Annotated in this window: 10 protein-coding genes; 7 read left to right on the forward strand and 3 right to left on the reverse strand. The window is 56.9% G+C overall.

The genetic code is table 11. The annotated features are described in order from the left end of the window. Window positions 1–104: 104 nt before the first annotated feature. The 5 genes from puuD to HYQ67_RS08355 all read left to right on the forward strand — a co-directional run bounded on the left by puuD (window position 105) and on the right by HYQ67_RS08355 (window position 5,663). Window positions 105–869, forward strand: coding sequence for a gamma-glutamyl-gamma-aminobutyrate hydrolase (puuD, locus tag HYQ67_RS08335; RefSeq protein ID WP_202303232.1), 765 nt, complete (start codon window positions 105–107; stop codon window positions 867–869). A 25-nt stretch (window positions 870–894) separates the two neighbouring features. Further along, window positions 895–1,452, forward strand: a complete 558-nt coding sequence (gene puuR / locus HYQ67_RS08340) for an HTH-type transcriptional regulator PuuR (RefSeq protein WP_034459270.1) — start codon at window positions 895–897, stop codon at window positions 1,450–1,452. A gap of 138 nt (window positions 1,453–1,590) precedes the next feature. Continuing rightward, window positions 1,591–3,078: an aldehyde dehydrogenase PuuC gene (puuC, locus tag HYQ67_RS08345; RefSeq protein WP_202303234.1), complete on the forward strand. Its 1,488-nt coding sequence runs from the start codon at window positions 1,591–1,593 to the stop codon at window positions 3,076–3,078. Window positions 3,079–3,080: 2 nt separating this feature from the next. Further along, window positions 3,081–4,361 (forward strand): NAD(P)/FAD-dependent oxidoreductase, encoded by a 1,281-nt coding sequence (locus HYQ67_RS08350; protein WP_202303236.1) that lies wholly within the window; start codon window positions 3,081–3,083, stop codon window positions 4,359–4,361. 39 nt (window positions 4,362–4,400) lie between these two features. Further along, entirely contained in the window at window positions 4,401–5,663 is a 1,263-nt protein-coding gene (locus tag HYQ67_RS08355; protein WP_202303238.1) for a 4-aminobutyrate--2-oxoglutarate transaminase, read from the forward strand. 77 nt (window positions 5,664–5,740) lie between these two features. On the opposite strand, the gene HYQ67_RS08360 is transcribed toward HYQ67_RS08355, so the two are convergent. Together HYQ67_RS08360 and HYQ67_RS08365 are read right to left on the reverse strand one after the other, a co-directional pair. Beyond that, on the reverse strand, window positions 5,741–6,505 hold the full coding sequence (locus tag HYQ67_RS08360) for a LamB/YcsF family protein (protein ID WP_202303239.1): 765 nt from the start codon (window positions 6,503–6,505) through the stop codon (window positions 5,741–5,743). A gap of 49 nt (window positions 6,506–6,554) precedes the next feature. Continuing rightward, window positions 6,555–8,054 carry an MDR family MFS transporter gene (locus tag HYQ67_RS08365; RefSeq protein WP_202303240.1) on the reverse strand — a complete coding sequence of 500 codons (1,500 nt, stop codon included), beginning with the start codon at window positions 8,052–8,054 and terminating at the stop codon, window positions 6,555–6,557. A gap of 503 nt (window positions 8,055–8,557) precedes the next feature. On the opposite strand from HYQ67_RS08365, the gene ypdK reads away from it, so the two are divergent. Then, complete coding sequence (gene ypdK / locus HYQ67_RS24370; RefSeq protein WP_408626250.1) at window positions 8,558–8,629, forward strand: membrane protein YpdK; 72 nt, start codon at window positions 8,558–8,560, stop codon at window positions 8,627–8,629. Window positions 8,630–8,681: 52 nt separating this feature from the next. On the opposite strand, the gene alaC is transcribed toward ypdK, so the two are convergent. After that, the gene (gene alaC / locus HYQ67_RS08375; RefSeq protein WP_202303241.1) at window positions 8,682–9,920 is read right to left on the reverse strand and encodes an alanine transaminase; all 1,239 of its coding nucleotides are present in this window, start codon (window positions 9,918–9,920) and stop codon (window positions 8,682–8,684) included. A 246-nt stretch (window positions 9,921–10,166) separates the two neighbouring features. Here alaC and HYQ67_RS08380 point away from each other — a divergent pair, with 246 nt between their 5' ends. Then, window positions 10,167–11,408: a DUF1479 domain-containing protein gene (locus HYQ67_RS08380; RefSeq protein ID WP_202303242.1), complete on the forward strand. Its 1,242-nt coding sequence runs from the start codon at window positions 10,167–10,169 to the stop codon at window positions 11,406–11,408. The last annotated feature ends 251 nt before the right edge of the window (window positions 11,409–11,659 follow it).

Here is an 11,659-nt window from a genome sequence, read left to right on the forward strand (position 1 = left end):
GTTTGCAAATAGGTTATCTCACTGCTAGATTGGTAAAATATTGAACGGAACAGGGCAGAATGGAATCTTTTGGCAATAATTTAGTCCAGCATGTGAGGTCGATCATGGACAATATATTTGACAGGCCAGTTATTGGTGTCGTGATGTGCAGGAACACACTTAAGGGTCATGAGACCCAGACGTTGCAAGAAAAGTACCTGAATGCAGTTTTAAATGCCGGTGGGCTGCCCGTTGCTCTCCCCCACGTGCTGGCGGAGCCGGAGCTGCTCAATACGCTGCTCCCGAAGCTTGATGGCATCTTCCTGCCGGGAAGCCCCAGCAATATGCAGCCGCACCTCTATGGTGAAAACGGCGATGAGCCTGACGCCGATCCCGGGCGTGACGAATTGAGCCTGGCGCTGATAAACGCCGGGATTGACAGGCGCATTCCCATTTTCGCCATCTGCAGGGGTATGCAGGAAATGGTGGTTGCTACGGGGGGAACGCTGTATCGTCGCCTGCACGAGCAGCCTGAGTTTCTCGAACACCGGGAAGATCCCGAACTCCCGATGGAGGGGCAGTACGCTCCCTCTCATGAAGTCCAGGTTCAACAGGGAGGATTACTCTCTACCTTAATTCCAGGCTGCAACTCGTTTTGGGTGAACTCACTTCATGGACAAGGGGCGAAATCGCTGGGCCGACTGCTGCGTGTGGAAGCACGTTCGCCAGATGGTCTGGTGGAAGCCGTCAGCGTTCACGATCACCCCTTTGCCCTTGGTGTACAATGGCACCCCGAATGGAACAGTAGCGAATACGCCCTGTCGCGTTTATTGCTAGAAGGTTTTATCACCGCGTGTCAGAACTATATCGCCGAAAAACAGCGACTCTGACCACTACTGTTAAGGAAATACCAATATGAGCGATGACGGCCTGGCGCCGGGTAAACGTTTGTCAGCGATCCGCCAGCAATTGGGTCTTTCACAACGTCGTGCCGCCGAACTGTCTGGATTAACGCATAGCGCCATCAGCACCATAGAGCAGGACAAAGTCAGTCCTGCAATCAGTACGCTACAAAAGCTGCTGAAAGTTTATGGGCTGTCGCTCTCCGAGTTCTTCGCGGACCCGGAAAAACCTGATGAGCCACAGGTCGTTATCAACCAGGACGATCTGATTGAGATTGGCAGTCAGGGTGTTTCAATGAAGCTGGTACATAACGGGAATCCGAACCGTACGCTGGCGATGATCTTCGAGACTTACCAACCCGGCACGACTACCGGGGAGAGGATCAAACACCAGGGTGAAGAGATAGGCACGATACTGGAAGGTGAAGTGATCCTGACCATCAACGGCCAGACATATCACCTTGTTGCAGGGCAAAGTTATGCCATCAACACCGGCATACCGCACAGCTTCAGCAACACCTCGGCAGGCATCTGCCGCATTATCAGCGCCCATACTCCCACCACGTTCTGATTTCTTTTCGGCCTGAGGTTCTCAGGCCACTTTTAAAGACGCTTTTTACGGGATTTATTTCCTGGGGCAACCTGCAACCTGATTTTGCCGACAGCCGCGGAGAAAGACCTCTTATCTTATTGAATTTAAGGAGTAATCATGGACTTTCAGCATCTGAATTACTGGCAGGAAAAAGCAAAAAATATCACACCTGAAGGCCGCCTGTTTATTAACGGCGAATATTGTCAGGCTGAGGATAATACCACTTTCGACACCATCGATCCTGCCGCACAACGTACGCTGACTCAGGTTGCGCGGGGTAAAAAAGCCGACGTGGACAAAGCCGTACGAGCCGCTCGCGAGGTTTTCGAACGCGGCGACTGGTCGCAGGCCTCGCCGGCAAAACGCAAAGCCGTGTTAAATAAGCTCGCAGATTTAATGGAGCAGCATCACGAGGAGCTGGCGCTGCTGGAGACGCTCGATACCGGCAAGCCTGTTCGCCATAGCCTGCGTGATGACATTCCAGGCGCCGCCCGCGCCATCCGCTGGTACGCGGAAGCCATCGACAAAGTTTACGGCGAAGTGGCCACCACCGGCGTGAATGAGCTGGCGATGATCGTGCGTGAACCGATTGGCGTCGTGGCAGCCGTGGTGCCGTGGAACTTCCCGCTGTTGCTCGCCTGCTGGAAGCTCGGCCCGGCGCTGGCAACAGGCAACAGCGTCATCCTTAAACCCTCCGAAAAATCCCCGCTGACCGCGATTCGTCTGGCGCAGCTTGCCAAAGAGGCAGGCCTGCCGGACGGCGTACTTAACGTCATTGCTGGTTTTGGACATGAGGCCGGTCAGGCGCTGTCCCTGCATCCGGACGTGGATGTCATCACCTTTACCGGTTCGACCCGCACGGGCAAACAGCTGCTGAAAGACGCGGGCGACAGCAACATGAAGCGCGTCTGGCTGGAGGCCGGTGGCAAAAGTGCCAATATCGTCTTCGCCGACTGCCCGGATCTGCAAAGTGCCGCCGCCGGCACCGCCGCAGGCATTTTCTACAACCAGGGCCAGGTATGCGTCGCGGGTACCCGCCTGCTGCTGGAAGAGAGCATTGCCGACGAGTTTATTGCGCTGCTGAAGGAGCAGGCGAAGAGCTGGCAGCCGGACAACCCCCTCGACCCGGACACCACCATGGGCACGCTGATTGACAACGCCCATGCCGACACCGTGCACAGTTTTATCCGCGACGGTGAAAGCCAGGGCAAGTTGGTTCTGGACGGACGTGATGGCAAACACCCCGCCGCCGTCGGCCCCACCATTTTTGTCGACACGGCTTCGGATTCCCGCGTAGGACGCGATGAGATCTTCGGCCCGGTGCTGGTTATCACCCGCTTCTCCTCCGAAGCCGAAGCGCTGAAGCTGGCTAACGACAGCGATTATGGCCTGGGTGCCGCCGTCTGGACCCGCGACCTTTCCCGCGCGCACCGCATGAGCCGCCGCCTGAAAGCAGGCTCCGTGTTTGTGAATAACTATAACGACGGCGACATGACCGTGCCGTTCGGCGGCTACAAGCAGAGCGGCAACGGGCGCGATAAATCCCTGCATGCGCTGGAGAAATTTACCGAACTGAAAACTATCTGGATCTCCCTGGAGTCTTAATCATGACTGAACATACCACCAGCTATTACGCCGCCAGCGCTAATCAGTATGAGCCTTTCCCACAGCTCGACGAACCGATATCCTGCGACGTGTGCATCGTCGGCGGTGGCTACACCGGGCTTTCTTCGGCGCTGCACCTGTCGGAAATGGGTTATGACGTTGTGCTGCTAGAGTCGGCCCGCATCGGCTTCGGCGCCAGCGGGCGCAACGGCGGCCAGCTCGTCAACTCGTACAGCCGCGATATCGACGTCATCGAACGCACCTACGGCCCGGAAGCCGCAAAAATACTCGGCGACATGATGTTCGAAGGCGGGGAGATCATCCGCGAGCGCATCAAACGCTATCAGATTGACTGCGACTACCGTCCGGGCGGCCTGTTTGTCGCCATGAACTCCCGGCAGATGGAAACCCTCGAAGAGCAGAAAGCCAACTGGGAGCGCTACGGCAACACCCAGCTGGAGCTGCTGGACGCCGACGAACTGCGCCGTGAAGTGGATAGCGATCGCTACGTGGGCGGCCTGCTTGACCACAGCGGCGGCCATATCCATCCGCTAAACCTTGCGATTGGCGAGGCAAATGCCATCCGCCTGAACGGGGGCCGCGTCTATGAGCAGTCGCCGGTCACCAACATTCAGCACGCCAGCCCGGCCGTCGTCAGTACCGCAAAGGGCCAGGTCACGGCGAAATATGTGATCGTGGCGGGCAACGCCTACCTGGGCGATAAGCTTGAGCCGGAGCTGGCAAAGCGCAGCATGCCGTGCGGCACACAGGTGCTGACCACTGAGCCTCTGGGTGAAGATCTGGCCCGCTCGCTGATCCCGAAAAACTACTGCGTGGAAGACTGTAACTACCTGCTGGACTACTACCGCCTGACCGGCGACAACCGCCTGCTGTACGGCGGCGGCGTGGTCTATGGCGCGCGCGACCCGGCGGACATTGAGCGTCTGGTCATGCCAAATCTGCTGAAAACCTTCCCGCAGCTGAAGGACGTGAAAATAGACTACCGCTGGACCGGCAACTTCCTGCTGACGCTCTCAAGAATGCCGCAGTTTGGCCGTCTTGATACCAACATCTACTACATGCAGGGCTATAGCGGGCACGGCGTGACCTGCACGCATCTGGCGGGCCGCCTGATAGCCGAGCTGCTGCGCGGTGACGCCGAGCGTTTCGACGCCTTCGCCAGGCTGCCGCACTACCCGTTCCCGGGTGGCCGCAGCCTGCGAATTCCGTTCACCGCCATGGGCGCGGTCTACTACAAGCTGCGCGATCGCCTTGGCGTGTAATTAATCCTCTAACCGATCCCTACGTGTAAGGAAAAAAAGATGAGCAACAATAGCTTCCAGCAGCGCCGCCTTGATGCCACCCCGCGCGGCGTCGGCGCGATGTGTGATTTTATGGTTAAGAAAGCCGAGAACGCGACCATCACCGATACCGAAGGCCGCGAGTATATTGACTTCGCTGCGGGCATTGCCGTGCTGAATACCGGGCACCGCCACCCGAAAATCATCGCCGCCGTTCAGCAACAGCTGGAGTGTTTCACCCATACCGCGTTCCAGATCCTGCCATACGAAAACTACCTTTCGCTGGCCGAACGCCTGAACGACCTGGTGCCGATTGAAGGCAAAGCAAAAACGACGTTCTTCACCACCGGCGCGGAGGCCGTAGAAAACGCGGTGAAGATTGCCCGCGCCGCCACCGGTCGCCCTGGCGTCATTACCTTTACCGGCGCTTTCCACGGCCGCACGCTGATGACGCTGGCGTTGACCGGCAAAGTGGCGCCTTATAAAACCGGCTTCGGCCCGTTCCCTGGCTCCGTGTTCCATGCCCGCTACCCGAATGCGCTGCACGGCGTGAGCGTCGAAGACTCGCTGAGCAGCCTTGAAGATATTTTCCACTGCGACATTGCCCCGCAGCAGGTTGCCGCCATCGTCTTTGAACCCGTCCAGGGCGAAGGCGGATTCAACGTTGCGCCGCCGGAGTTTGTCAGCGCGCTGCGCAAGCTGTGCGACCAACACGGCATTCTGTTAGTTGCCGATGAAATTCAGAGCGGCTTCGCCCGTACCGGCAGGCTGTTTGCCAGCGAATACTACCCGGACGCGAAGCCGGACCTGATCACCATGGCGAAAAGCATGGGCGGCGGCTTCCCGATTTCCGGGGTGTCCGGGCGTGCCGAAGTGATGGACAGCCCAACGCCGGGCGGCCTGGGCGGCACCTATGCCGGTAGCCCGGTCGCCATTGCAGCGGCGCATGCGGTGCTGGATGTGATTGCTGAAGAGAAGCTGTGCGAACGTGCCGACATGCTCGGCAGCCAGCTAATCGAAACTATTCAGGGTGCGGGTAACCCGGCGGTGGCACAGGTTCGCGGGCGCGGCTCGATGATCGCCGTCGAGTTTAACGATCCGAAAACCGGTAAGCCGAGCGCTGACATCGCGAAAGATATTCAGAAACGCGCCATGGAGCAGAGCCTGATCCTGCTGACCTGCGGCATTCACGGCAACGTGATCCGCTTCCTGTACCCGCTGACTATCCCGGATGCGCAGTTCAGCAAGTCGCTGAATATTTTGAGCGAGATTTTTAGAGGTTAATCAAAGAACCAGGCGGGGGAACCGGTGGATGGCGCTGGCGCTTATCCACCCTACAACTCCCGGCTCGTCTATTCGCGTTATTCGATAAAACTCTGCACCACAATCCCCTGCTCTTCCAGCAGCTGACGCACCCGGCGGGCCATTTCAACCGCGCCGGGGGTGTCGCCATGCACGCAAATAGAATCTGCCTGAATCGGGGTGAAGGTTCCTTCTACAGAGTTGATGCCGCCCTGGGTGATGAGCTGGAGCATGCGCTGGGCAACTGTTTGCGGATCGTGAATAACCGAACCTGGTTCACGGCGGGCAACTAAAGTGCCGTCAGCGTGATATGCGCGGTCGGCAAAAGCTTCAGAGATTACCCGCAGCCCTTTTTGCGCGGCCCACTCAAGAATCTTTGAACCGGCTAGCCCCACCAGCGGCAGATTCGCATCGACAGCCAGAATACCGTCAATGACCGCCGCTGCCTGGCGTTCGTCATGAGCGATGGTGTTATAAAGCGCACCGTGCGGTTTGACATAACGAACGGAGGTTCCGGCAGCCCGCGCCAGCCCCTGCAACGCGCCTATCTGATAGATAACGTCGGCGGTCAGCTCGTCGCTGGCGATGTCCATACTGCGGCGGCCAAAACCAACGAGGTCGGGGTAAGAGACGTGAGCGCCAACGGCCACGCCCTGCGCCTGAGCGGCGCGAAGGGTTTCGAGAAGGCCAGCAGGCGAACCAGCGTGAAATCCACAGGCAACGTTCGCGCTGCTGACCACGTTCAGAATCGCCGCGTCATCGCCCATCGTCCACTGCCCGAAACTCTCACCCAGATCGCTGTTTAAATCGATTGTTATGCTCATTGACTACTCGTTGTCCTCAGTCCTTTGAGAAAATTAGCACACTTCTGCATTACTTACGCAGCGGCACGTCCTTTATCAGCCATGACAGAATAAACGCCAGCACCACCACGCCTGCGGCGATAATGTAAACCGAGTGCAGAGCCGAGCCGAACGCCTGAAGATAGTCATTACGCAGGGCGACGGGCAGCTCATGCACGGCTTTTGCGCCCAGCTGACGCGGCAGCTGCACATCCGGTGGGATCAGCGCCATAAGCTTAGTTTGCAGCACGTTCGTGAAGATTGCGCCGAAGCCCGCCACGCCAATCGAGCCGCCAATCTGGCGGAACAGCGTGGCGCTGGAGGTTGCCACGCCGATCAGCTTTTGCTCCACGCTGTTCTGCACCGCGAGGATCAGCACCTGCATCACCATGCCCAGGCCGCAGCCGAGCAGCGCAATATAGAAATAGAGCGTGTGCAGTGGCGAGTCGATTTTCAGCGTGCCCAGCAGCGCCATGGCAATAAACGTCACCAGCGTGCCGACGATCGGGAAGATGCGGTAGCGGCCAATTTTACTGATGATGCGCCCGCTGATAATCGAGGTGATCATCAGGCCGCCCATCAGTGGCAGCAGCTGGATGCCCGCCTCCGTCGGCGTGGACGATTTCACCACCTGCAAATAGAGCGGCAGGAAGGTCATCGAGCCAAACAGCGACATCCCGATGATAAAGCCAATCAGGCAGCTGAGCAGGAAAGTGCGGTCGCGGAACAGGCCCAGCGGGATGATCGGCTCGATGGCCAGCCGCTCTTCATAAATGAACCCGCCGAGCGTCACGGCAAAGAAGGCAAAGATGCACCACAGCTGCGGATCGGACCACGCCATTACGGTGCCGCCCTGGCTGGTAAAGAGGATCAGGCAGGTCAGCGAGATGGCAAGATAGCCCGCGCCGAGGAAGTCTATCTGGTGGCGAATGCGCGCCGTCTGCGGCTTCAGCACCGCGCCGATCACCAGCAGCGCAAAGACCCCGAGCGGCAGGTTGATATAGAAGATCCAGCGCCAGGAGAAGTGCTCAACCAGGAAGCCGCCAATCAGCGGCCCGATGACCGTCGCCAGCCCAAATACCCCGCCAAACAGCCCCTGGTATTTACCGCGATCCGCCGGAGGAATAACGTCCCCTACCGCCGCCATAGTGACAACCATCAGGCCGCCGCCGCCGAGGCCCTGCAGGGCGCGCATCAGGATAAGCTGCGTCATATTCTGCGCCAGGCCGCACAGCGCGGAGCCGAGCAGGAAGATGACAATAGCCGTTTGCAGAACGATTTTTCGCCCGAGCAGATCGCCAAATTTACCGTACAGCGGTACGACAATCGTTGAAGAAAGTAGATAAGCCGTGACCACCCAGGAGAGTTTTTCCAGCCCGCCCAGCTCGCTGACAATCGTCGGCAGCGCCGTGGAAACGATGGTTTGATCCAGCGCGGCAAGCAGCATCACCAGCATCAGGGCGGCAAAAAGCAAACGAACCGAAGTGGTCTGCGGTGGGGAATCCGTGTGTGATTCGTGCGTTGTAGTCATCGGCTCCGGCTTAATCAGTTACAGGTGTTTTTTTCGTAGGTCGGGTAAGCGCGTCATCCGACAAAACATAATCAGTCAGCTGAGAAATTAATACGGTAGGAATATTTTCACTGCTATCAGTTATTGTGGCCCAGTAAGCTTCCTGACGCAGCGCCAAAATTCTTAAATAATGGCACTTCCGGTGGGGAGATCCTTTTTGTGCCAAAACCCAGGCCCCTTTTTATGCAGAATAATGCTATAAAAACCTTTTAATTCAGCAGGTTTAATATTCTCTTACGCCGTGAAATGTAAAGTTAAAAAAAGGGGAGACGCCAGAGGCTACCTCCTCTTGTAAAGCTGCGAGAACTGGGGGTACATTAGCGCCGGCTGGCCAATATTCGGCTATGAAACAGAGTGTGAAGCACGGGTAAAGATATTCCCAAAATACCCATTCAGCGGTTTCACTTTTCTATACTGGTTTATCTGGCGATTAAAGTGCGCAAACGCGCGCGGAGCAATGCGAAGTGAAATATTTTCTGATGGGTCTTTCGGTCATTCTGGCGGTGTGGGTCGGGACTTTTGTGATTATGATTTAATCTTCACGCAGCCAGTGATAAAAACAGGAGCCGATGGCTCCTGTTTGCGTTTTTATCCGGTGATATCCGTTGCTGCTTTGGTGATAGCAGGCAGTAGCCCGTCCGCACGGAACATGGATTTAATGCCCCGCACCGCCTGCCGGATACGGTCGCGGTTTTCAATCAGCGCAAATCGCACGTGGGTATCACCGTAGTCGCCAAACCCGATACCTGGCGAGACGCAGACTTTCGCGTCCTGCAGCAACTTCTTGGCAAACTCCAGCGACCCCATTGCCGCATACTGTTCTGGAATTTTGGCCCACACATACATAGAAGCTTTCGGGCATTCCACCATCCAGCCAGCTTCATGCAGCCCTTTGACCAGCACGTCACGGCGGCGCTTGTACTGTTCGGCGATATCTTTCACGCACTGCTGATCCCCTTCCAGCGCGGCAATCGCCGCCACCTGCAACGGGGTAAACGTGCCGTAGTCGTGATAGCTCTTGATACGCGCAAGCGCGCTTACCAGCTGCTGGTTACCTACCATAAAGCCAATGCGCCAGCCCGCCATGTTATAGCTTTTTGACAGCGTGAAGAATTCGACGGCCACGTCGCGCGCGCCGGGCACCTGCATAATAGACGGCGCTTTCCAGCCGTCGTATACGATATCGGCGTAGGCCAGATCGTGGATCACCAGCACGTCGTAACGCTTCGCCAGAGCCACGACCTTTTCAAAGAATTCCAGCTCCACACATTGCGACGTTGGGTTAGACGGGAAGCCTAAAACCATCATCTTCGGCTTCGGATAGCTTTCGCGGATGGCGCGTTCCAGCTCGTTAAAGAAGTCGACGCCTTCCACCAGCGGCACGGAACGCACCTGCGCTCCGGCAATGACCGCGCCGTAGATATGAATCGGGTAGCTCGGGTTTGGCACCAGCACGGTGTCACCATGATCGAGCGTAGCCAGCATCAGGTGCGCAAGCCCCTCTTTTGAGCCGATGGTAACAATCGCTTCACTTTCCGGGTCGATATCGACTTCGTAGCGGTCTTTGTACCAGCGGGAAATCGCGCGGCGCAGACGTGGAATACCCCGGGAGGTGGAATAGCCGTGCGTGTCGTCACGCTGGGCAACAGTACAGAGTTTTTCAACGATATGCGGTGGCGTGGGGCCGTCGGGGTTACCCATGCTGAAATCGATAATATCTTCGCCACGGCGGCGCGCGGCCATTTTCAGCTCGGCGGTGATATTAAACACATACGGGGGAAGACGATCGATACGCGAAAAACGGCGTTCAGGACTGGTGTCAGCCATAGATTCCTCTGGATTACGTAAGCGCCCGGACCGTCCGAGCGACGCTGCCACGCTGTTGTGGCCTGCTTAGAAAATAGCCTGAATAAAAATCATCTGTCGAGAGGGAAAGAGAAATATTTTTTGTTGCGCATAAAACATGAACTTTCATTTGAAAGTCATCACTGTTTTACTTGATTACCAAAGTCTATATTAACTTTGTCGCAACAAATCAATAACCTCTTACCTAATGACGACGAGGAACCCGCCATGAACCTGAACATCGATGATTTGCCGCAAACGATTCGACAGATTAAACAACAGCTTCGCAAAGAGCTGCCGCATTACAAACAGGTGTTCGCCGAGCTGGAAAAGGACATGCAACGCCAGATCGATGCTATTCGCTCCGAGCTGGATCGCGGAGAAAACCCCGTCCCGCAAATTCATGCCGATGACATCGTGCATAATCGCATTAGCGAGCAGCAAAAAGCCCTGATTCGCCAGCGCGGATGCTGCACCGTTAAAGGGGTTTTCCCGGAGCAGCAGGCCCGCGCCTGGAACGAAGAGATCGGTAATTATCTTGCGAGAAACAACTTCACCGAAAGGCTAAAGAACGCAGCAGAAGACAACTATTTCGGCACGCTTGCCGCCAGTAAGCCGCAGATTTACGGTATTTACTGGTCAAAACCGCAGGTCGAAGCGCGCCAGCATGAACGCATGAAAGCCGTGCAGGTGTTCCTCAATAATTTGTGGGAGACGCAGAGTAACGGCAAACAACATTTTGATGCCGATCGCGTGGTGAGCTACGCCGACCGGACGCGCCGCCGCCCGCCTCGTTCCACCTCACTGGGCCTTTCCCCGCACGTTGACGGCGGCTCCGTAGAACGCTGGCTGGATGAGAACTTCCGCCACGTTTACCGCCATGTTTTTTCAGGCGACTGGCAGAGCTACAACCCGTTTGCCGCAGAAGGCCGCACGGAAGTCCGCGAGTTCCCTTCCCCGGCGGTCTGCTCCATGTTCCGCACCTTCCAGGGCTGGACGGCACTGAGCCCACAGCGCAAACACGGCGGCACGCTGAACCTGCTGCCGATTGCCAATGCTATGGCCTATATTTTGCTGCGTGCCCTGCAGGATGACGTGCCGGAAGACTCGCTTTGCGAAGCCTGGCCGGGCCGCGCGCTCTCCATTAACGAACGGTGGCATCCCCTTTTATTAACAGGGATTTCCTCAATTCCGGATATGGAAGCTGGCGACACCGTGTTCTGGCACTGCGACGTGATCCACTCGGTGGAAAACGAACATCTGGGCGAGTTCGACAGTAACGTCATGTATATCGCCGCAGCCCCCTGGTGCGAGAAGAATGCCGCGTACCTGGAGCGCCAGTGGCCGGCGTTTGTAGAAGGTAAGTCCCCGCCGGACTTCGCCGCTGACGATTTCGAGGTGGACTTCAGCGGCCGGGCAACGCCTGCGGAGTTGACTGCCGCCGGGGTTGAGCAGATGGGCGGGAAATAGTTTTTCGGCGGATGACGCAGGCTTATCCGCCCTTGTATCTTGAACCGGTAGCTGGTTAGCTACCGGTTACACGAAACGGAGGAAGCTTGTATCCGCCCTGAAGACGCCGATCTTTCTTCGTAGCTTAAGCCCTCCGTTTCACCTTTCACGTCACTCAAAATCCGAACGGTAACCAGAAGCTCTGACTTCGTATGTACAAGGCTGGAATGACGTGTTGGCTCAGGTGAAAGGAGACAAAATATGTTCACTCT

The organism is Dryocola clanedunensis subsp. sulfonylureivorans, assembly GCF_016756775.1.
In the GTDB taxonomy this organism is placed as follows: domain Bacteria; phylum Pseudomonadota; class Gammaproteobacteria; order Enterobacterales; family Enterobacteriaceae; genus Dryocola; species Dryocola clanedunensis.